General features: G+C 68.3%; 21 protein-coding genes and 1 pseudogene. 12 read left to right on the top strand and 10 right to left on the bottom strand.

The genetic code is table 11. The features are described from left to right. Nucleotides 1-62: 62 nt before the first annotated feature. Complete coding sequence (locus VJT49_RS08390; RefSeq protein WP_324164149.1) at nucleotides 63-269, bottom strand: cold-shock protein; 207 nt, start codon at nucleotides 267-269, stop codon at nucleotides 63-65. A 100-nt stretch (nucleotides 270-369) separates the two neighbouring features. After that, nucleotides 370-984, bottom strand: coding sequence for an AIM24 family protein (locus VJT49_RS08385; RefSeq protein ID WP_324164148.1), 615 nt, complete (start codon nucleotides 982-984; stop codon nucleotides 370-372). A gap of 115 nt (nucleotides 985-1,099) precedes the next feature. Here VJT49_RS08385 and glp point away from each other — a divergent pair, with 115 nt between their 5' ends. The 6 genes from glp to VJT49_RS08355 all read left to right on the top strand — a co-directional run bounded on the left by glp (nucleotide 1,100) and on the right by VJT49_RS08355 (nucleotide 6,340). Next, nucleotides 1,100-2,311, top strand: a complete 1,212-nt coding sequence (glp, locus tag VJT49_RS08380) for a gephyrin-like molybdotransferase Glp (RefSeq protein WP_324164278.1) — start codon at nucleotides 1,100-1,102, stop codon at nucleotides 2,309-2,311. A gap of 75 nt (nucleotides 2,312-2,386) precedes the next feature. Continuing rightward, on the top strand, nucleotides 2,387-2,662 hold the full coding sequence (locus VJT49_RS08375) for a GlsB/YeaQ/YmgE family stress response membrane protein (protein WP_324164147.1): 276 nt from the start codon (nucleotides 2,387-2,389) through the stop codon (nucleotides 2,660-2,662). Nucleotides 2,663-2,891: 229 nt separating this feature from the next. Next, the gene (locus VJT49_RS08370; protein ID WP_324164146.1) at nucleotides 2,892-3,605 is read left to right on the top strand and encodes a phosphatidylserine decarboxylase; all 714 of its coding nucleotides are present in this window, start codon (nucleotides 2,892-2,894) and stop codon (nucleotides 3,603-3,605) included. 9 nt (nucleotides 3,606-3,614) lie between these two features. Further along, entirely contained in the window at nucleotides 3,615-4,577 is a 963-nt protein-coding gene (gene pssA, locus VJT49_RS08365; protein ID WP_324164145.1) for a CDP-diacylglycerol--serine O-phosphatidyltransferase, read from the top strand. 233 nt (nucleotides 4,578-4,810) lie between these two features. Continuing rightward, nucleotides 4,811-5,980 carry a helix-turn-helix transcriptional regulator gene (locus VJT49_RS08360; RefSeq protein ID WP_324164144.1) on the top strand — a complete coding sequence of 390 codons (1,170 nt, stop codon included), beginning with the start codon at nucleotides 4,811-4,813 and terminating at the stop codon, nucleotides 5,978-5,980. 63 nt (nucleotides 5,981-6,043) lie between these two features. Beyond that, on the top strand, nucleotides 6,044-6,340 hold the full coding sequence (locus tag VJT49_RS08355) for a hypothetical protein (RefSeq protein ID WP_324164143.1): 297 nt from the start codon (nucleotides 6,044-6,046) through the stop codon (nucleotides 6,338-6,340). A gap of 536 nt (nucleotides 6,341-6,876) precedes the next feature. On the opposite strand, the gene VJT49_RS08350 is transcribed toward VJT49_RS08355, so the two are convergent. After that, nucleotides 6,877-7,335 carry a recombinase family protein gene (locus VJT49_RS08350; protein WP_324164277.1) on the bottom strand — a complete coding sequence of 153 codons (459 nt, stop codon included), beginning with the start codon at nucleotides 7,333-7,335 and terminating at the stop codon, nucleotides 6,877-6,879. 155 nt (nucleotides 7,336-7,490) lie between these two features. After that, nucleotides 7,491-7,811 (bottom strand): annotated as a pseudogene (locus VJT49_RS35125) (recombinase family protein); the annotation flags it as partial. 281 nt (nucleotides 7,812-8,092) lie between these two features. Between VJT49_RS35125 and VJT49_RS08345 the strand changes: the two are divergent. Next, complete coding sequence (locus VJT49_RS08345; RefSeq protein WP_324164142.1) at nucleotides 8,093-10,306, top strand: AAA family ATPase; 2,214 nt, start codon at nucleotides 8,093-8,095, stop codon at nucleotides 10,304-10,306. A 24-nt stretch (nucleotides 10,307-10,330) separates the two neighbouring features. On the opposite strand, the gene VJT49_RS08340 is transcribed toward VJT49_RS08345, so the two are convergent. The 6 genes from VJT49_RS08340 to VJT49_RS08315 form a co-directional block, all read right to left on the bottom strand. Continuing rightward, entirely contained in the window at nucleotides 10,331-11,341 is a 1,011-nt protein-coding gene (locus tag VJT49_RS08340; RefSeq protein WP_324164141.1) for a hypothetical protein, read from the bottom strand. Between the two features lie 25 nt (nucleotides 11,342-11,366). Beyond that, a complete protein-coding gene (locus VJT49_RS08335; RefSeq protein WP_324164140.1) occupies nucleotides 11,367-12,608 on the bottom strand; it encodes a hypothetical protein in 1,242 nt (413 codons plus the stop codon). Continuing rightward, on the bottom strand, nucleotides 12,605-12,877 hold the full coding sequence (locus tag VJT49_RS08330; RefSeq protein ID WP_324164139.1) for a hypothetical protein: 273 nt from the start codon (nucleotides 12,875-12,877) through the stop codon (nucleotides 12,605-12,607). The genes VJT49_RS08335 and VJT49_RS08330 overlap by 4 nt, the downstream gene beginning before the upstream one ends. Nucleotides 12,878-12,930: 53 nt before the next feature. Then, nucleotides 12,931-13,467, bottom strand: coding sequence for a YbaB/EbfC family nucleoid-associated protein (locus VJT49_RS08325; RefSeq protein ID WP_324164138.1), 537 nt, complete (start codon nucleotides 13,465-13,467; stop codon nucleotides 12,931-12,933). Between the two features lie 304 nt (nucleotides 13,468-13,771). Continuing rightward, entirely contained in the window at nucleotides 13,772-14,380 is a 609-nt protein-coding gene (locus VJT49_RS08320; RefSeq protein WP_324164137.1) for a LytR C-terminal domain-containing protein, read from the bottom strand. After that, nucleotides 14,377-14,721: a DUF3263 domain-containing protein gene (locus tag VJT49_RS08315; protein WP_324164136.1), complete on the bottom strand. Its 345-nt coding sequence runs from the start codon at nucleotides 14,719-14,721 to the stop codon at nucleotides 14,377-14,379. Before VJT49_RS08315 ends, VJT49_RS08320 begins: the two co-directional genes overlap by 4 nt. A 117-nt stretch (nucleotides 14,722-14,838) precedes the next feature. Here VJT49_RS08315 and VJT49_RS08310 point away from each other — a divergent pair, with 117 nt between their 5' ends. From VJT49_RS08310 to thiD, 5 genes are all read left to right on the top strand, one after another. Then, the gene (locus VJT49_RS08310; RefSeq protein ID WP_324164135.1) at nucleotides 14,839-15,396 is read left to right on the top strand and encodes a peptide deformylase; all 558 of its coding nucleotides are present in this window, start codon (nucleotides 14,839-14,841) and stop codon (nucleotides 15,394-15,396) included. A 116-nt stretch (nucleotides 15,397-15,512) separates the two neighbouring features. Continuing rightward, nucleotides 15,513-16,427 (top strand): S1C family serine protease, encoded by a 915-nt coding sequence (locus VJT49_RS08305; protein ID WP_324164133.1) that lies wholly within the window; start codon nucleotides 15,513-15,515, stop codon nucleotides 16,425-16,427. A 288-nt stretch (nucleotides 16,428-16,715) separates the two neighbouring features. Next, nucleotides 16,716-17,168 (top strand): hypothetical protein, encoded by a 453-nt coding sequence (locus VJT49_RS08300; protein ID WP_324164132.1) that lies wholly within the window; start codon nucleotides 16,716-16,718, stop codon nucleotides 17,166-17,168. 689 nt (nucleotides 17,169-17,857) lie between these two features. After that, nucleotides 17,858-19,522 (top strand): phosphomethylpyrimidine synthase ThiC, encoded by a 1,665-nt coding sequence (gene thiC / locus VJT49_RS08295; protein ID WP_324164131.1) that lies wholly within the window; start codon nucleotides 17,858-17,860, stop codon nucleotides 19,520-19,522. Then, nucleotides 19,519-20,349 carry a bifunctional hydroxymethylpyrimidine kinase/phosphomethylpyrimidine kinase gene (gene thiD / locus VJT49_RS08290; protein ID WP_324164130.1) on the top strand — a complete coding sequence of 277 codons (831 nt, stop codon included), beginning with the start codon at nucleotides 19,519-19,521 and terminating at the stop codon, nucleotides 20,347-20,349. The genes thiC and thiD overlap by 4 nt, the downstream gene beginning before the upstream one ends. Nucleotides 20,350-20,352 lie beyond the last annotated feature (3 nt).

The following is a 20,352-nucleotide window of genomic DNA, read 5'->3' as shown; positions in this document are numbered from 1 at the left end:
GCAGCCTAGCGTCCGGGACGGTAGGGGGCGGCGGGCACCGAGAGTCGGCGGTGGTGCCGGGGCTAGGCGAGCTTCCGGACTTCCGCGGCCTGGCTGCGCCCGTCGCGGCCGGCCTGGATCTCGAACTCCACCTTGTCGCCCTCGTCCAAAGTGCGGAATCCGTCCGACTGAATGGCCGAGTAATGCACGAAAACATCCGGGCCGTCCGGGGAAGCGATGAACCCGTAGCCTTTTTCGGAATTGAACCACTTGACCGTGCCGACTGCCACGGCGTCCTCCTTGCGACCGAAGAACACTGGGAGGCCGTGCCGAGTCGGGCTCCCGGATGCGATCACGCTACCGGAATAACGCGCGTGGGCAATGCCCAATTCACGGAGATTTACGTGCTTGCACCAGAACCTTTCCGGGACCGGCGAAGTCCAGGGCCAGCCCCTCGCCGGTCCGAATCGATTGAAGGCCGGACGGGTCGATCGCGCGCAGGCGTACCTGCAGGGTGTCGGGATAAGCGAGCAGGAATCCCGCCCGGACCGTGATCAACTCACCGGGTTCGAGCGTGAGCTGGTCCACCGGACCCGCGCAGCCGAGCACGAGCGGCCCGGTACCGCTGTAATGCTCGAGAAACCCACCGTCGCCGCCGAAAAGCGTCTGCAGGCCCTGCCAGCCGGAGTCGGCCCGCACCGTCGACGGGCGCGCCAGGAACGCGTGCCTGGCCACGCACCAACCGGTCCGGCCGTCGAACTCCAGCGGATAAACGTCTCCCGGCCCGGCGGGCGCCAGATCAACCCAGCCGCCCTGCGCCGGTGCGGTGAACACCGAAGGGGCGCCTTTGCCGTGCCCGCGCAGCCCACCGCGGGACGCGGGCACCTCGGTGATCCCGAAGCTGCTCGCGATCATCGCCTCACCGGGCGCCTGCACCGCCTCACCGGACGCCAAGATCACGCGCGCCACCCCGAAACTGGGCGTGTGCCGCGTCTGGACCTGCAACCGAAACCTCCTGCCCGCCCACCGCCACCCACAACGGAGGCGCTCCGCGGCGCGGTGTCAACCCGCGGAGCGGGGAGAGTGTTGCATGGCGGTCTGGCCGGGGGAGGATGGTCCGGTGATTTCCGTCGACGACTACCGGGCCACCATCATCGACCTGCTGGGCACCGCCGCCAGGGCCAGCCTCCCGCTCGCCGGCTGCGCCGGCCTCGTGCTGGCCGAAGATCTGCGGGCCGGCGTCTCGCTGCCACCGTTCGACAACTCGGCGATGGACGGCTACGCGGTCCGCTCGGTCGACGTGGCCGAGGCGAGTCCGGCGGCACCGGTGGAGCTGCCGGTCGCCGAGGACATCCCGGCCGGCCGCACGGACGTGACCGAACTGCTGCCCGGCACCGCGCACCGGATCATGACCGGCGCGCCGATGCCGCACGGCGCGGACTCGGTGGTGATGGTCGAGCACACCGACCGCGGCACCGAACGGGTGCGCATCGAACGCGCCACCGCCCCCGGCGCGCACGTCCGGCGCACCGGCGAAGACGTCAAGCAGGGCACGATCGCGCTGCCGACGGGCACGGTGCTCGGCCCGGCGCAAATCGGGCTCGCCTCGGCGGTGGGCGCGGACCGGCTGACCGTGCGCCGGCCCCCGCGGGTGCTGGTCGTGTCCACCGGTTCCGAACTGGTCGTGCCGCCTCGCAAGCTGCGGCACGGGCAGATCTACGAGTCCAACAGCGTGATGCTCGCCTCAGCGATCCGCGAACTCGGCTGTTCCGCCGAGGTCATGATGAGCGTCGACGACGTGGCGGCGTTCCGCTCGGCCATCGAGCCGCGGCTGGGCGAGTTCGACCTGGTGGTGACCTCGGGCGGGGTCAGCGCCGGGGCCTACGAGGTGGTCAAGGACGCGCTGGGCGGGCTCGGGGTGGGCTTCGCCAAGGTCGCCATACAGCCGGGCGGGCCGCAGGGCAACGGCCGGTGGAACGGGGTCCCCGTGGTGACTCTGCCCGGCAATCCGGTGAGCGTGCTGGTGTCCTTCGAGGTCTTCCTGCGTCCCGCCCTGCTCACCTCGCTGGGGCACACCACCGTGGACCGGCGCAGGGTGCGCGCACGGCTGACCGAGGGTCTCAAGTCGCCGCAGGGCCGGCGGCAGTTCCGCCGCGGGTTCTACTGGCATACCGAGGGCGAGGTCACCGGAGAGGTCGGGCCGCGGGGCGGGCCCGGTTCGCACCTGCTCGCCGCGTTCACCCAGGCGAACTGCCTGATCGTGCTGCCGGAGGACGTCACTGAGGTGCCGGAGGGCACCGAAGTCGACGTTTTGTTGCTCACGCACGACTAAGCCCCGACTAAGCCACGATGCCGTCTACCACCGTCTTTCGTGGCGGCGCTCCGCGCTGCCATTACGATCCCGTGCGTGGGCATCTTCTCGTGGATCCTCTTCGGCGCGCTGGCCGGCTGGGTCGCCAACCTGGTCGTCGGCGGGCGCGGCCGCAGGCGCCTCGGGTGCCTGGTCAGCGTGCTGGTCGGGGTGCTGGGCGCCGCCCTCGGCGGGTTCGTCTACCGGCTGGCCACCGGGCATGCGAGGACCTTCGAGTTCGATCTGCCCAGCTTCGGCGTCGCCGTGCTCGGGGCCATCGTGCTGCTGGGGTTCCTCCGGTTGGTGTCGAGATCGGAACGACGGCCACGATAGGGTGACGGTTCGTAACGTTTACTCGACGAACGGTGATGATCATATCGTCCGGAAGGTAAAATATGCCTGGTGGCATTCGCCCGGCCGCCGGGCGGGTGTGTCGTCGGGGGACGCATCCGCCCGGCGTTGGTTTCCGGAACCTGAGCGCCACTGGGCGGTGTGCTCGCGGCTGACGGTAGCGTGGTGACCCGGAACTAGGTCGGCACGAGACCACGGGAACGCCCACCAGATGAGCCCCAACCCGCCGGAGCAGGCGAGCAGCCCGATCACGCACGCCCTGCGACTGGCCCGCGAAACCCTCCCACCGATGCACCCGGCAGGTCGCCCGTTCGTGGCGGGCGGCGTCGCCGCCACCCTCCTGCTGCGGCGCCTGTCCAAGCCGTTGGGCGCCCTGGCCGGACTCGCCACCCTCGCCACGGCCGCGTTCTTCCGTGAGCCACGCCGCGTCCCGCCGGACCGCGGCGGTCTCGCCGTCGCCGCCGCGGACGGCCTGGTTTCCCTGATCGAGGAGGCGGCGCCGCCGCCCGAGCTCGGTCTTCCCAGCCGGCCGCGGATGCGGGTCAGCGTGTTCCTGTCCGTGTTCGACGTGCACGTCCAGCGCGCGCCCGCGACCGGCGTGATCGAGCGCGTCGCCTACCGGCCCGGCAGGTTCCTGTCGGCCGATCTCGACAAGGCCAGCGAGGACAACGAGCGCAACTCGCTCCTGCTGCGCACCGAGGACGGCCACGAACTGGTCGTCGTGCAGATCGCCGGGCTGGTCGCGCGCCGGATCGTGTGCCAGGTCGCCGAAAGCGACAAGGTGTCCGCCGGGCAGACCTACGGGCTGATCCGTTTCGGCTCCCGGGTCGACCTGTACCTGCCCCCGGGCAGCCGGGTGCTGGTGAACAGGGGGCAGCGCACGATCGGCGGCGAGACGGTGCTCGCCGAGCTTCCTAGCGATTAAGGATTCTCAATGGTTCGCGCCATGACCCCCAGCGTCCGGCTGCTGCCCAACGCGGTCACCGTGCTCGCCTTGTGCGCGGGGCTGTCCGCGGTCCAGTTCGCGCTGCACCACCAGTACACACTCGCGATCGGCGCGATCGGCGTGGCGGCGGTGCTGGACAGCCTCGATGGGCGGATCGCGCGGCTGCTCGACGCCACCTCCAAGATGGGCGCCGAACTGGACTCGCTGTCCGACGCGATCTCCTTCGGGGTCGCGCCGGCGCTGGTGCTGTACGTGTGGCAGACCGACACGCAAGGGCTCGGCTGGATCACCTCGCTGGTGTTCGGGGTCTGCATGGTGCTCCGGCTCGCCCGCTTCAACACCCTGCTCGAAGTCGAGAAACCGCCTTATGCCAACGAGTTCTTCGTCGGCGTCCCAGCGCCCGCGGGCGGCCTGCTGGCGCTGCTGCCGCTGATCGTCGCCATAGAGTTCGGCGACGGCTGGTGGTCGGCACGGGTCGTGGTGTGGATGTGGACCATCGCGATCGCGCTGCTGCTGATCAGCCGTATCCCGACGCTGTCGCTCAAGACGGTCCGGGCCCCGGCGAAGGCCGCGGCCCCGCTGCTGGTGGTCGTGTGCCTGCTGGCCGCGGCGATCATCCAGTACCCGCTGGTCTCGCTGGCCATCGCACTCGTGCTGTACCTCGCGCACATCCCGTACTCGGTCCGCCGCTACCACTGGCTGGCCAACCACCCCGAGGCGTGGAACGTGCCGATCAGCGAGCGCCGCGCCATCCGGCGGGCGCGGAGCACGCGGCGGCTCCGGCTACGGAGGCCCCGTTTCCCGCGTGTCGCGGGCGGGAACCGCCTGGGCGTCCGGCTTCCCCGGCCGGACCACGTGGTCCGCGGCGTGCGGACCTTTTCGCCGGACGGGCAGGAGCGCACCCGGCGCCGCAGCTGGCGTCGGATCGGCCTGCGCCGCGGCGACCGCTAGCCAGCTTACCCAGCCCTCGCGAGTCCCACGCTCCCCGCGCGCGAGTTCCACATTCCACACATGTGATCAGGTGTACGCCAGAGGGTCGGGTTCCTGATCAGGGGAAACAGGGCTGAAAGTGATGCGTGTCACAGCGTGGCGTGTCGGCCGGTGGCGGGGCCGGTGTGGGCCGACCCGGTGATGCGTGATCTGTGCCGGTACTCGCAGCTCGTGTGGGTACTACCCTTGCGACCATGAGCGAGGCACCCGAGATCGGCCGGACCCTCCGTCAGATCAGGCTTGCCCGTGGTAAGTCACTCGCGGTAATCGCTGGGCTGGCGGGTATCTCGGTCAGCTACCTGTCACGGCTCGAATCGGGCGAACGGGCGCTCGACCGGCGTTCACTAATCGTGGCCCTAGCGAACGCTCTAGAAGTCGCGCCCAGTGAACTGATCGAACTACCAGTTCCCGCACCCGGAGACGGCAACACCAACGGCGCGGTCCAGTCACTGCGCGTCGCGATGATGTCCGTCAGCAGAGGACTCCCGGGCGGACAACTCGCCAAACTGGACGAATTGCGCGACCGCGCCCACGCCGTCGAACGCGCCGACTACCACCAACGGGGTGTGCTGATACCCAGCTTGGTCCGCGACGTGCACACCACCCTTGCCGCCGGACACGACAGGCGAGACCTGCTCGAACTGGCCGTCATGCTGCACGCGCAGACTGTCCGCGGGTGGCTGTATATCGTCGGCGCGCCCCTAGATCTGCGATGGCAGGCCGCCACCTTGGCCCGCCAGGCCGCCGAAGACCTGGAAGACCCGACAGCGCTGGGTGTCGTTGCCTGGGCTTCCGTCGTAGAGATGCTCGCCTCAGGCGCGTTCGACCTGGCACAGGTGGAGCTGGACGCAGCGGCAGTACCCACCGACACCAGCGAAGGACTGCAACTCAACGGCATGTTGGCCTTGTCGCACGCGCTCGTAGCCGCAGCGGACAACCGTCTGGGCGACATTGCCGCACCGCTTGAGCATGCGGCTGACATCGCCCAACGGACCGGGCAAGGGAACGCCTTCCGAATGGGGTTCGGGCCTGTCAACGTGGGCTTGTGGCGCATAGCCAGTGCGTTGGAGGCTGGCGACGCTGACACCGCCATCGAGGTGGCGCAGACCTTGCACCCGGAGGAGAACCCCAGCCGGGAACGGCAGGCAACCTTCTGGATGGACTATGGCCGCGCGCTGGCTGGTGTGCGCCGCCGGGATGAGGCCGTGAAGGCGTTGCGTAAGGCTGAGTCGCTGCATCCGCTGCGCGTGCTGCGTAACAGGTTCGCTCGGCAGACTATCGCCGAACTGGTCTCTCACGCCAAGCGCGACGCCGTTGGGCGCGAGTTGCGGGGTATGGCCTACCGGGCCGGTCTGCACGTGTAGCCCGTTCAGGTGTTTGCCAGGGCGGCAACATCCAAAGTGCATTGTCCGCCACGCTAGATCTTCGTGAGCGGGAGCAGTGCAAGGGACGTAGAGCGGCACGCCGTGACCGGTATGGATACCGAACGGGACCGGGCGTTGGTCGCCGCCATGGCCGAGGTTGCCGAGGCACTGACGCGACTGGTGTCCGCCTACGGCCGTGTCGGCACCCTGGAGGCCGTTGGTACGGACATCCTGCGGACGTACGGCAGCGGTGTGATCCGGCTCGGCGCGGAGATGGCGGCACACGCGGACCGACTCGACGGCAACGCGGCGCCTCGGTCGTCCCCGGGTACGGACCCATCCTCACTGACCATCCCCTGAAACGGCCCGCGTTCCTCCGAGGTTCCCCGCATCGGCATCGGGGTTGAGCGCGGGCCACCAAACTCCCGCACGGCGTGAGGTCCAAAGCATTCACTCGCGCCGCGTGGTTGGTTCTCGGCGGTATGGAGTCCGAGAACCGGGCGCAATCCCCGGCGCCCAGCTCGGCCGGTGCCGTCAGCTTCCCCACGCGGCGGCACCGGCCGAGCATCCACATTCGACTATCCACAGGAGACCGACAGTGGTGCAATGTGAAGTAGTGTCAGGGACGCTTCCGATTCGGATTTCGGCTCAGGTGCCGCCGCCCACGCGCATCGTGCAGGAACCCGTGGACTACGGTGACCGGGCCGAACTCGCGCGTCGTGTCCTCGCCGGTCTGCGCAATCTGCCCACTGTGCGGCCCGGTCACCTGGTAGCCGGTTGTAGTTGGTGTGGCGGTTCGGGTACCTGGACGGACCCCGAGACCGGCGAAAAGTGGCCGTGTATTCAGTGCAGGCATGGCAGGGACGGTAGCGACAACTAAAGTGACTAATTGTAGCTCATGCACCAATGCCGGGTGGGACATGGAAACCGGTCGCCTTCCCGTCCTTCCGCACCCCCAACGGTCCCCCGCACACGGCACACTTCGTGAACATGGTCAGGAAGTTCAGGCCCGGCCGGACCGTGCGCCGTTTCGGGTCATTGAGAATGGTCTGCACTTCGTAGAAAAGTTCCTCGCCCACAATGGAATCCCATTGAGCCGGTACCAGTTCCACGTTCTTCGTGCCTTCACCGTTGCGGACATCCCGCCAGTTGTGATCATGCTGGCGGAGTCCCGCGTAGATCGGATTGCGCCCGATGTGGGTGATCTCGCGGGGGGTGAACGGCTTGCCGTTGCGGCGCCGGTAGCCGCGCCGTTCGAGGTATGCGGCAATCTGACGAGTGGACACCCGTGCGCGCAGGAACCGAAAAACCAACCGGACCACATGCGCCTCCTCGGGCCTCGGTTCCGGATGAATTCGCCGGTCTCGGAATCGTAGACACGACTGAAACCATAAGCGATACGGCCGTGCGGCTTTCCTTCAATGAAGTTGTCACCCAACGCACGGGAGGTAGCATCAGAGATTTCAACGGCGCGTTTCTCCGCTTCCAGACCCCCGGACAGCAACGCGATACGGTCCCGAGAATCACGCGGGTTAAAGAATTTCCGTTCCGTGTGAATGAAGATCCAGACACGCGCTTTGGCGCAGGCACCGACCAGTAAAACCCATTCATCGGTATCACGGGAACCGCGCGACCATTCCCACATGCAAACGAAATCTGCGTCGAACTGACCTGTTTTCAGGTCCTTGATCAGCTTGGGGAACTCGACCCGTTCCCGCTGCCGGTAACGCGAGGCCGAACCGATTTCCCGGTACGGCTTGTCGTGCAGAGTGAAACCGTACTTGTCACCGTCGCGCTGGTGGTGCTTGTGCTGTTCCTCGGGACTGCGCTCTGTGCTGTGCCGGTTGAGGGAAACGTGCTGGAGCTCCCGGCCTACAGGGGTGCGGCCGTCAAGATCAGTTGGGCAAGCTTCGCCCTGCTATCGGTTGCTTTGTCTACGTTTGCGCTGGTCAGAGTGGCCATCGGGGCGAACGTACCTTTACGTACACCCCACGACAAGTTAGGTTCCCGGCGCGCGAGTTCTGCGTTGGCGACGCGAACGTCGAATTTCGCACGTCCTGAAGGTGGGACTCGCGCGCCCGGCGGGGCGCTCGCGCGGCCTAGAGTGTGTGCGTGACCTCGTCTCAGATCACGCTGACCATCCGGCACACCCCCTCCGCGCTCGACGCTCGCCGCGGCGTCGTGCGGCTGCACCCCGAGGTGCTGGACGCGCTCGGCCTGCGCGCCTGGGACGCCGTGCACCTCACCGGGGCACGGGTGAGTGCCGCGCTGGCCGTTCCGGCGGACGCCGGGGGCATGCCCGGGGTGGTGCTGGCCGACGACCTGACGATGTCGAACCTCGGGCTCACCGAGGGCGCCGAAGTCGTCGTCGCGCCGGCGAGGGTGGCGGCGGCCAGGACCGTCACGGTGGCGGGCTCGCGGCTGGCCAGCGCGTCGGTCTCCCCGCGCACGCTGCGGCTCGCGCTGATCGGCAAGGTACTCACGGTCGGGGACGCGGTTTCCCTGCTGCCCCAGGACCTGGCGCCGCCGCCCGGCTCGGACCCGGCGTCGGTGCGCGGCCAGCTGTCCAGGGCCATCGGCGCGACCTGGACCACCGAACTCCTCACCGTCACCGCGACCGATCCCGGCGGCGTGGTCACCGTGGGACCGTCCACAGTGGTCACCTGGCGTGACTCCACGCCCCGGGAACAGGCTGCCCCGGCGCCACAGTCCCCCGTGGATGACCACCTCGACGTGGAGATCGTCACCGAACCCGAAACCACCACCGTGCCGGTCAGCGACCTCGTCGGGGCGGGTGTCCCGGCACGGAAGCTGGCGGAGTGGTTCGATCTCGCCTTCCATCGGCCGGAACTGCTGGCGCGGCTGGGCACTTCCGCCCGGCTGGGAGTGCTGCTGTCCGGCCCGGAAGGGGTCGGCAAGTCGACTCTGGTCTGTTCCGTCGCGACCGCGGAAAAGGTGCGGGTGGTCAGCCTGGCCGCGCCCGGTATCGCCGTGCTGGAGCCGAACGCCGCGGCCTCCCGGCTCCGGGAGACGCTTCGCCAGGCGACCGCCGAGCAACCGACGGTGCTGGTCCTCACCGACGTCGACGTACTGCTGCCGGCCACCCAGCCACCCCCGGTGGCGACCGTACTGCTGAACGAGTTGCGGGATGCGCTGGCCAAGCCCGGCTTCGCGGTGATCGCCACGACCGCCCATCCCGAAGCCTGCGACCCCCGGTTGCGCGCCGCCGACCTGCTCGACCGCGAGCTGTCGATCGGTTTGCCCGACGCCAGGATCCGGACCGAACTGCTGCGCGTCCTGCTCAGGGACGTGCCGCTGGAGCCGACCGTGGACGAGGCGGCGATCGCCGAGCGGACGCCCGGTTTCGTCGCCGCAGACCTGCTTGCGCTCCGCCGGGACGCGGCGGTCCGGGCGGCGCTGCGGCAACGGGAAGCGGACGAACCGCGGATCTCCCAGCAGGACCTGCTGGGCGCATTGGAGTCGGTCAGGCCGATCTCGATGTCCACTTCGGACAACCTCGCCACCGGCGGGCTCAGCCTGGCGGACGTCGGGGACATGACCGAGGTCAAGCAGTCGCTGACCGAGGCCGTGCTGTGGCCGCTGCGCTACCCGGACTCCTTCGCCCGGCTGGGCATCGCGCCACCACGCGGAGTCCTGCTGTACGGGCCGCCGGGCGGCGGGAAGACGTTCCTGGTGCGCGCGCTGGCCGGCACCGGAGCGGTGAACGTGTTCGCGGTCAAGGGTGCCGAGCTGCTGGACAAGTGGGTCGGCGAGTCCGAACGTGCCGTCCGCGAACTGTTCCGGAAGGCCGCCGACGCCGCGCCCTCACTGATCTTCCTCGACGAGGTCGACGCGCTGGCCCCACGACGTGGCCAGTCCGGCGACTCCGGGGTGTCCGACCGGGTGGTCGCCGCGCTGCTCACCGAGCTGGACGGGGTCGAACCCGTGCGGGACGTCGTCGTGCTCGGCGCCACCAACCGTCCGGAGCTGGTCGACCCGGCGCTGCTGCGGCCGGGACGCTTGGAACGCCTGGTCTACGTGCCACCACCCGACGCCGAAGCACGCGCGGAAATTCTTCGTTCCAGTGCGAAGAACACTCCGCTGGCACCCGATGTGGACCTCGCCGAAATGGCATCCGGTTTGGACGGCTACTCCGCGGCGGACTGCGCGGCGCTGGTCCGCGAAGCGGCACTCACCGCCATGCGCGAGTCACTGGAGGCCACCGAGGTCACGGCGGCCCACCTGGCCAAGGCCCGCGACACCGTCCGCCCGTCCCTTGACCCGGCACAGCTCGCCGCGCTGGAGGCTTACGCGAGCGCGCGTTGACAGTTCCCTTTCAACGACTCCCTTTCAACGACTGGGGACGACGTTCACGACGCGTTGCAGGCGAGGCGTGACGAATACGGTGTTGTGGCGCGCCGGGTGCAGCCGGATGCGGTGGCTTACCGCGAATTCCCGGCCGCTGACGAGGATGGTGTATCTGGGTGCCAGAGCCCGGCGCACCCGGCCAGGAGTGGGACCCAGCACCGCGAGCCCGCTGAAATTGGATTCGTCGACCCGGATACGAGGGTTTCCGTTGAGCGGCTCGACCCGTCCGGCGCGAATCTCGCGGACCTTTCGGTAGGTCATCCGGAGAAACAAGAACAGGAGGAGCACGGCTAGCCCGACAAAGGGCCCGGGATCTTTCGAAACGGTACCGACGTACAGATAGAAGACACCGAAAACGAGCCACGCCAGCGGCCACGCGTAGCCTCGCCTGACGTACTTTCGCTGGGAAGGATGCAACCCGCCCGCGAGGTTCACCTGAGCCAGCTCGGCCTCTCCGGGGGTCATGGGCTCGCCCGCCGTGCCGGGAACGGCTCCCGGACTGATTCCGACCACCCGGCCGCGAATGGGCGTGAAGAAGACGGTGACTTCCTGACCACCGTGCGCGGTGACGGGGATGCGCGGATCCACCGGAAGCGACCAGACACCGATATTGACACGAAAGCGGGACTGCGCGTTGTAGGAAACGCGCGTGAAAAGACCTGACCGCTCTTGTTCCTGGTACATGTCCGCCGATTCGAGTCGGCCGTGCATCATCCGCACCCGGCCGGACAGCACTTCGAGGACTCGCGGTAGCACCGCCCACAGCCCAAGCAGCAGCATCAGCAACCCGAGGCCCAGATAGACCAGGTCCGGTCTCGGCAGGATATTCCCGTATCGCGCGATCCTCTCCTCCGCGGCGGGCTTGGCCAGCGCCGTCCAGACGATCCCGGTCACGATCGCGCCGTACTCGATGGGCAGGCTCCTGAGAACTGTCTTTCGCTGCGACGCATGAAGACGTCCGGCGAAGTTGGCCTGTTCCACCTCGCCGGACACCGTGCGGTTCGCACCCGGTGAGCCGCTAATCGCCGGATCCTCCTTCGGCCTCGCCGCCGGATTCGCCCTCGCCGTGTTCGGCTTCGTACGCTTCGCTGGCCTCGCTCGTTCGGGTGTCTTGTTCGTTGTACTGCCTCCGGGCCTCGGCTCCCACCGCGATGCCGTCGCCCCAGTTCGGTTTCGGCGGGCGGCCGCCATTCTCGACCCACTTGTCCAGGTTCAGGAAACTCTTTTCGAGTGGGTTTTCCCTTTCTCCTCCGGTAGCCTTCTCGATCTCTTCGGCGGTCTTGCGCGCCTCGGCCGCTTCCTTGGCTTCCTTACCCGCCTGCTTGAGTTCGTTCGCCTTCGACTCGATCTTGGCGGCCGCATTCAGGCTCTTGTCGACGGCGCGGTCAGCGGCCTTGCCGACCTTCTTCAGCGCGTTGGCCGCCGCTTCGATGGCCGCCTTCGACTTCCCCGCGTTCTTGGCCAGCGTCTCCATCTTTTCTACGATCTTCGCGATCCTGGTGCTGATCTTCTCGGCGAGTATCCCGCCTTCGACCACGGTGTCGGCGATGAAGGCCGCGACCGTCCCGCCGAAGGAGCACCACGAGGTGGCCAGCGCGGCGAGTCCCTTGACGATCAGCCCACCGACGAATTCCGAGATCATGTCGCGGATCAGGCCACGTTCGGTGCCCACTATCGCGGCACCGACCTGCATCGCGTTCGACGCGCCCTGCGCGTGTCCGGCGGCTCCTCGCAGGGAATCGGCGTAGCTCTTGGCGGTGGCCTGGTAGGCCGCGGCGCCGTCGCCTTCCTTGTACGCCTCACGGGCGCCGCCGGCTTTCCGCTCGTAGTCGCCCGCGGTCTCGTTGAGCTGTTTGGCGACGTTCTGCCAGGTCACCGCCTTGGCGGTAACGGCTTCGGGGTTGCCGGCGAGCTCGTCCAGACCCTTTTTGAGAAAGCTGATGTGCTCGATGAGCCAGCCGACACCGGCGCTGGCCAGCGTGCCGAGCGGGTCCATCGCGGCGCCGAGCAGATCCAGACCGTCCGTCGCGACGTCGAAGCCGGCCTGCAGCCAGTCGCCGTCCGAGAAGTCCTTGACGGTCGTCGCGACATCGTTGAACAGCCCGGATCCGGAAGTCTGGGCCGTGGCGTCGTCGACGAGGCTGCCGCCGTCGGAGCCCATGCCGGTGAAGAAGCCCGACGACGATTCGGACTTCGCGACGAGCGGGTTTTCCTCGCCTCCTTCGCTCGACGGGGCCTCGGTGGTCTCCGCGGAGGTCATGACTGGATGTCCTTACCGATCGCGGTGAGCGTGGACTTCGTGTTCTCCTCGTGGGCCGACAGCATTTCTTGCGCCGTCTTGACCTTGTCGGCCAGATCGTGGCCGGCGTCGCCGAGTCCCTTCACGAACGAAGTCGCGCTGTGAATCCAGTATTCGATACCCGCGGCGACGATCTGCCCGACAAGACCGAAGGCGTTGAAATCGCCCAACCCCTGTGCCGCACCGGTGGCGTCGATCGCCTGGTGGACCTTGTCGGCCGTGTCGCGCACTTCGGACTCGTGCCCGGCGAACGCCGCCAGGTCGACCTGATATCCGCCTGCCATTACCAACCCCTCTGCAGAACTGATCCGAAATCGTCGTCGCCGTCGTCCTCGACGGGCGGCCGTGCCGGACGCGGTGGCCTCGGCTGCGCGGGCGGGGCCGGCCTGCCGGGCTGCGGCGGTACTGGTGGCCACACCGGCGGCGTGGCCTGCTCGTCGTTGAAGACGAACTGGGGCGGCTCGGGAGGAGGCTGTTCGTCGGGGACTTCGGGCGCCGGAAGCTGCTCTTCGAGGAACTTCATGGCGTCGCTGTCGGTCCCGATCACCGGCGCCATGACCGCGGCGATCTGCCGAGCCGCCTGCGCCTGGGCGCGTTGGGCGGTGGCGAGAACCGAGGCCGCCAACTGGTTAAGTGGTATCCCCTGGGCCCGCGGGCCGAACGAAAGCTGCTGGAGTGCGCCGCTGGCGTTGACCGTCACGGTCGCCGCGCCGTCCCTGCTCGTCAGCGTCGCGGACAATTGCTGGAGCTGCGCCTTCGCCTGCTCTGCTTTGTGCCTGATATTCTGAATGTCCGATTGCTCGCCGGAATTCACTGCCACAGTGACCTCGTACGGGATAGTTCCTTCACATTAATGGGATGGAGCTAACCCGGCCCGGGTTCCCACGGCAAGCCAGAACGAAGATTGTCCGTTTTGCGGACAATGTGTCGCAAAACTGTTTGTTGCGGCAAAGATTCCTTTCGGAACCCGGTGCGGAGACGATGCCTGTTCCGGAAATCGACTGACGGGGCAACTCGCAGGAGGAACGGGTTGCCCGACCAGTCTCGCGAGTGCCCTCACACCGCGAAGCCCCGGCTCGAAGGGGCCGCACGATTACCTGAACAAGAGGTATGACAAGGGCGCTTCAGCCGTCCTTGCCCTTCAGACCCTGGTAGTCGTTGGTGACGATGACGATCACGCCCGGGGTGGAGTTCTGGATGCCCTCGAAACGCGGCTCGGCCTGCATGCCGAACGCGGACGACAGCGCCTTCGCCGCGGTCTCCTCGTCGGTGCCCGGCGTGTAGTAGGCGGTGGTGGTCGGGATGACCCCATACGGGTAGTTGCCCGACTCGGTGATGTTCCAGCCGGCGGCGCGGAAGTCGTCGGACGCCCGCGCGGCCAGGCCCTTGATGGTGCTGTTGTTGTAGACCCGCACCGGGACCCACTTGGCGTCGGACTGGCCGCCCTGGGCAGGCGGCGGCGCGGTCGTGCCCGCGGCCGGTGGCTGCGTGGTCGTGGCGGGCGGCGGCGGGACGGTGGTCGTGGTGCTCGCCGGCGCGGACGACGGGGAAGTCGTGGGCGGCGGGCCGCCCGGGCCGGGCGGCGGAGCCGCCGAACTGGCCGGCGCGGCGTTCTGGCTGTTCCCACCGCTGAGCGCGGTGACGGTGCCGATCACCACGGCGACCAGCGCGATGCCGACCAGCACCACGCCCGCCAGCCGCATCGGCCGGGACAGCCCCTGGAAGAAGTTCATCGCCCCTCGATCCCCAGCCGCCGCGCCACCCGTTTGCGGGCGCGCACGGATCGCAGCTTACGAAGTCGCTTGACCAGCATCGGATCGGCCAGCAGGGCCTCCGGCTTCTCCAGCAACTGGTTGAGCAACTGGTAGTACCGGGTGCCGGAGAGGCCGAACTCCTCGCGGATCGCGTGCTCCTTGGCGCCCGGGAACCGCCACCACTGGCGCTCGAAGGCCAGGATCGCGAGCTCACGCGGAGAGAGCCCGCCGGTCGGACCCGCGTCCTGGGACCGCGCGCGCTCGCTGGTCACCTCGGGCGGCGCCTCGCCGTTGTTCGGCAGGCTCTCCGCGGCTTCCATCCGACCCCAATCACACGAGTGTCATTCCGCGGCAGCCATTCAACCACGCGGGCCGGTGTCCGTGGTGGGATCACGGCCCGGCGCGTCATGACGTCGCCCTGGGTACCATCACGGGTTGTGACGATTCACCCCATCCGCATCGCCGGTGATCCCGTGCTGCACAGCCCCACCCGCGAGGTGGAGAAGTTCGACGACGAACTGCGCACGCTCACCGAGGACATGTTCGAGACGATGTACGCCGCCGAAGGGGTCGGGCTGGCGGCCAACCAGATCGGCGCGGCACTGCGGGTGTTCGTCTACGACTGCCCCGACGACGAGGGCAACCGGTTCAAGGGCCTGGTGGTCAACCCGAAGCTGGAGACCTCGGAAATCCCGGAGACCATGCCCGATCCCGACTCCGACTGGGAGGGTTGCCTTTCCGCACCGGGCGAGTCCTTCCCCACCGGACGGGCCGGCTGGGCCAAGGTCACCGGTTTCGACCGCGACGGCAACCCGATCGAGGTCGAGGGCACCGGGTACTTCGCCCGCTGTCTCCAGCACGAGACCGATCATCTCGACGGCTACCTCTACCTCGACCGGCTCGTCGGCCGCCACGCCCGCGAGGCCAAGCGGATGATCAAGCGCAACAAGTGGGGTGTGCCCGGCCTGTCCTGGCTCCCGCCCAAGGAACCGTAAGCCGACAGCGAACGCCCCCCGACAAGGCCGCCACCTGGGCGCACACTGGATGTAACGGTGTAATCGGCGACTGGGCAGACCAGTAGGCGCGCTCTGCGGAAACGGTGGTGGGGCGAATGGACTCCGAAGCGCTTGACGCCTACTCGCGGGCGGTCAGCACCGTGGCGGCCGAGGTGACTCCGCATGTGGCGAGTGTGCAACTGGCGGTCGGCGGCGGCTCGGCCGTGGTGTTCGCCGACGACGGGTACCTCATCACCAACGCCCACGTGGTAGGCCGCGACCGGAACGGCACGGCGACCTTCTCCGACGGAACCGAGCAGCCCTTCTCCGTGATCGGCGCGGACCCGCTCTCCGACCTCGCCGTGCTGCGCGTTCGCGGCGAAGCGCCGCCCGCGGCGCGGCTCGGCGACGCCGACAAGCTCGTCGTCGGGCAGCTCGTGGTGGCCATCGGCAGCCCGCTCGGGCTGGCCGGGTCGGTCACCGCGGGCGTGGTGAGCGCGCTCGGACGGGCACTCCCGGTGCGGACCGGTCGCGCGGGGCGGGTGATCGAGGACGTCATCCAGACCGACGCCGCGCTCAACCCCGGCAACTCCGGCGGCGCGCTGGCCGACTCCTCCGGACGGGTGGTCGGGGTCAACACGGCCGTCGCCGGGTTCGGGCTCGGGCTGGCCGTGCCGATCAACGCGACCACCCGCCGGATCATCGACACGCTCCTCGTCGAGGGCCGCGTCCGCCGGGCATACCTCGGTGTGGTCGGGGTCCCGGCGCCGCTGCCCGGCGACGTCGCCGAGCACACCGGCCAGCACGCCGGGCTGCGGGTGGTGGAAGTCGTGCCGGGTGGGCCGGCCGACCGCGCGGGGCTGCGAACGGGGGATCTCATCCTGACGGTCGGGCGCGAGCGGGTGTCCGACGCGCAGGACATCCAGCGGCGGCTGTTCGGCGAGGTGATCGGGACCCGGCTGGCGGTGACCGTGCTACGGAACGGCGCGATGGTGGACGTCATCGCCAACCCCAGCGAACTGGTCGGTTGACAGGCGGCGACGCTCTCGCCATCCTGACGACAGGCGTTGATCCGCCGCCCAACCTCCTTCGGCCTTCTCCGGCAGGGCCGCACGGTGGAGGCAAAGGGGAACGCATTCCTCGGATCGCTGATCATCCGCCTGTCGCGGGCTCGTTCGCCGGGGGCCGGGTTTCGTGACGCCGAGGGCCTGATGACAGCGAACAAGAACTTCAAGCGGCGAGTCCGCGAACGTGCACGACGCACGGGCGAGTCCTACACGGCTGCCCTCAGGCACCTTCGGCAGAGCAAGGAGTACCTGATGCAGTCGACAGAATGGCAACGTGTCGAAAACCCGGACTTCGGCTATGCCGTCCGCATTCCGCGGGGGTGGGACGAGCGGCCGCCGAACCTGAAGAACAGCCCGTGGGAAACCGTCCGCTTCGGTGACCCGGCCGACCGGCGGCACTCGGTGATCGTGTTCCGCCAGGCCGTGCGGCCGGGCCGCAGCGCACTGGAACTGGCCGAACTGGTTCAGCCGTCGCTCGAATCAGCCGGTTTCACGGACTTCGAGATCACCGAAAGCGGACTCGGCGGGAAGTCCGGCGCTTTGCTGCGGTGCGCACGGCACGACGCCGGGCGCACGTGGGCGGTCAGCGAATACATTGTGGTCGAAGGCAAGGTCAGCTTCTGCCTCGGCTGCGGCACCTCGATTCCCGACGAGGACGAAACGCTGTTCGCGCGTATGGCCGAAGGTTTCGAGTTGATCGGATAGCCACGAAGGGAAGTGTGGCCGTGCCCGCCCGGCCACACTCGCCCAAACGAAGAAAGCGGCCGATCGGCTCACGGAGTCCTCGTGGCCGCGCGCGCTGTATCGATCCCGCGTGAACGGGAAGAACCTCGACGGCTCTGGAACTCCTTTTTTCGAGCACCAGGTCGAACGGAACGGGCAGCGTTATCGATTCGCCGAACGGGACGCGCTGGGAACGCTGGTAATGCCCGCCGACCGATCGGCGAACAGAGTCACGGTCGGCCCGTATTCGTCGAATCGGCGGTACCGGGGCCTGTGCGCAGGCCCACAGCTTCTCCACCCGATCGGTGCGCGCGTTGCTCCTCGAAACGATCGCCATCACCAGCTTGGCACGATACGCCGGGACCGGGTCGCGGTCCGGCCGCTCGGACAGTTCCGCCCGTGGAACCACGACCAGATCAGGCTCCTCCAGCCGGTGCCCGGCTGGAGCAGACCTCCGGCGGCGTGCTCGTGGCGTCCGAGGTAACGATAGTACTGGAGAGCTAGCTCGCACTTGAGCTCCGCGGCTCGGCATGGCATGGTCGAAGGCACAACTGAAATCGCGGGAGCTCGCGCCTTGGCGGGCTGAGAGGGTGGCTGGTGTCCGTTCGGACCCGGTGCCACCGACCGCCGAACCTGACCGGGTAATGCCGGCGTAGGGAGTGAAATTTTTCGTGACCACACTGGAAAACGACGTTCAGCCGCGCGTGACCACCGGGCCGATCACCGGCTCGCGCAAGGTGTATCACCAGACCGAGTCCGGTCTCCGGGTACCTGCCCGCCGGATCGAGCTGTCCACCGGTGGCCACTTCGACGTCTACGACACCTCCGGCCCGTACACCGACCCGGACGCGCGGATCGACGTCCACAGTGGACTCCATCCGCTCCGCCGTGGCTGGGCGGACGGGCGTGCGCACAACACCCAGCTGGGCTGGGCGAAGGCCGGGGTGATCACCCGGGAGATGGAGTTCGTGGCCGCCCGGGAGCGGGTCAGCCCGGAGTTCGTCCGCGACGAGGTGGCCCGCGGCCGGGCGGTGATCCCGGTGAACCGGCGGCATCCGGAGAGCGAGCCCATGATCATCGGGAAGAACTTCCTGGTGAAGGTCAACGCGAACATGGGGAACTCGGCGGTGTGGTCCTCGGTCGAGGAGGAGGTCGACAAGATGGTGTGGGCCACCCGCTGGGGCGCGGACACCATCATGGACCTCTCCACGGGCAAGCGCATTCGCGAAACTCGCGAGTGGATTCTGCGGAACTCGCCGGTGCCGGTCGGTACCGTGCCGATCTACCAGGCACTGGAAAAGGTCGACGGGGATCCGGAGAAGCTGTCCTGGGAGGTCTACCGGGACACCGTGATCGAGCAGTGCGAGCAGGGCGTGGACTACATGACCGTGCACGCCGGGGTGCTGCTGCGCTACATCCCACTCACCGCCAACCGGGTGACCGGCATCGTCTCGCGCGGCGGTTCGATCATGGCGGCCTGGTGCCTCGCGCACCACCGGGAATCCTTCCTTTACACCCATTTCGCGGAGCTTTGCGAGATCCTGCGGGCCTACGACGTCACCTTCTCACTCGGCGACGGCCTGCGGCCAGGCTCGATCGCGGACGCCAACGACCGGGCCCAGTTCGCCGAACTGGAGACCCTGGGCGAATTGACCCACATCGCCCGCGAGCACGACGTCCAGGTGATGATCGAGGGTCCCGGGCACGTGCCGATGCACAAGATCAAGGAGAACGTGGAGCTGGAGGAACGGCTCTGCGGTGAGGCGCCGTTCTACACCCTCGGCCCGCTCGCGACCGACATCGCACCCGCCTACGACCACATCACCTCGGCCATCGGCGCGGCGCAGATCGGCTGGTACGGCACGGCGATGCTGTGTTACGTCACCCCGAAGGAGCACCTCGGCCTGCCGAACCGGGACGACGTCAAGACCGGCGTGATCACCTACAAGATCGCCGCGCACAGCGCCGATCTCGCCAAGGGGCATCCGTACGCGCAGGAGTGGGACGACGAGCTGTCCAAGGCGCGCTTCGAGTTCCGCTGGAACGATCAGTTCAATCTGTCCCTGGACCCGGACACGGCCCGTTCCTTCCACGACGAGACGCTGCCCGCCGAGCCCGCGAAGACCGCGCACTTCTGTTCAATGTGCGGGCCGAAGTTCTGCTCGATGCGGATAACCCAGGACGTCCGGAAGTATGCTGAAGAACACGGGTTGTCCACAGTGGAAGCGATCGAAGCCGGTATGCGGGAGAAGTCCGAGGAATTCGGCGCGAACGGTAACCAGGTGTATCTGCCCGCACTCGAAGCCCCGTCGTCGCGAGAAACGCCCCGGCCATGACCACCACTCCCCGCACCGCACTGACCATCGCCGGATCCGATTCCGGCGGTGGCGCGGGCATCCAGGCCGACCTGCGCACCTTCTTCGCCTGCGGCGTGCACGGCCTGACCGCCGTCACGGCGGTCACCGTGCAGAACTCGCTGGGTGTGCGGGGATTCACCGAGATCCCGCCCGAGGTGGTCAGCGCCCAGATCAAGGCGGTGGCGGGCGATATGGGCGTGCACGCGGCGAAGACCGGCATGCTGGCCACCGCGGAGATCATCCAGACGGTCGCCAAGACCCTCGATGAGGTCCACATCGGACGAGACGCGCACTTCCCGCTCGTGGTGGACCCGGTGGCGGCGTCGATGCACGGCGACGCGTTGCTGCGCGAGGAGGCGCTGGAGGCGATCCGCACCGAACTCTTCCCGCGCGCGACGCTGGTCACCCCGAACCTGGACGAGGTGCGGCTGCTCACCGGCGTCGAGGTGACCGACCGGGAGGACCAGCGGCGCGCGGCGGACGCGCTGCTGGAGTTCGGGCCGCTCTGGGTGCTGGTCAAGGGAGGCCACCTGTACGACGATCCGGAGTGCGTCGACCTGCTCTCCGACGGTGTGCAGTACATCGAGCTGTCCGGCCACCGGCACGAGACACCGCACACCCACGGCGGCGGGGACACCCTGGCGTCGGCCATCACCGCGGCGCTGGCCCACGAACTCGGCGTGCCCGACGCCGTCGCCGAGGGCAAGCGGTTCATCGAGCGGTCCGTGGCCGAGGCCTACCCGCTCGGCGAGGGCATCGGCCCGGTTTCCCAGTTCTGGCGGGTCGACCTCCACAAGGGGTGGTGACCT

This window comes from Amycolatopsis sp., from assembly GCF_035276945.1.
Taxonomy (GTDB): domain Bacteria; phylum Actinomycetota; class Actinomycetes; order Mycobacteriales; family Pseudonocardiaceae; genus Amycolatopsis_E.
Note: the sequence above shows the minus strand (reverse complement) of the source record. Positions and strands in the feature narration are given on the sequence as shown.

What these genes read in the sequence shown, in the direction of transcription:
- VJT49_RS08370 (WP_324164146.1), top strand. Translation starts at nt 2,892, where the DNA reads ATGAGCCCCAACCCGCCGGAGCAGGCGAGCAGCCCGATCACGCACGCC.
- pssA (WP_324164145.1), top strand. Translation starts at nt 3,615, where the DNA reads ATGGTTCGCGCCATGACCCCCAGCGTCCGGCTGCTGCCCAACGCGGTC.
- VJT49_RS08360 (WP_324164144.1), top strand. Translation starts at nt 4,811, where the DNA reads ATGAGCGAGGCACCCGAGATCGGCCGGACCCTCCGTCAGATCAGGCTT.
- VJT49_RS08335 (WP_324164140.1), bottom strand. Translation starts at nt 12,608, where the DNA reads ATGACCTCCGCGGAGACCACCGAGGCCCCGTCGAGCGAAGGAGGCGAG.
- VJT49_RS08320 (WP_324164137.1), bottom strand. Translation starts at nt 14,380, where the DNA reads ATGAACTTCTTCCAGGGGCTGTCCCGGCCGATGCGGCTGGCGGGCGTG.
- VJT49_RS08315 (WP_324164136.1), bottom strand. Translation starts at nt 14,721, where the DNA reads ATGGAAGCCGCGGAGAGCCTGCCGAACAACGGCGAGGCGCCGCCCGAG.
- VJT49_RS08305 (WP_324164133.1), top strand. Translation starts at nt 15,513, where the DNA reads ATGGACTCCGAAGCGCTTGACGCCTACTCGCGGGCGGTCAGCACCGTG.
- VJT49_RS08300 (WP_324164132.1), top strand. Translation starts at nt 16,716, where the DNA reads ATGCAGTCGACAGAATGGCAACGTGTCGAAAACCCGGACTTCGGCTAT.
- thiD (WP_324164130.1), top strand. Translation starts at nt 19,519, where the DNA reads ATGACCACCACTCCCCGCACCGCACTGACCATCGCCGGATCCGATTCC.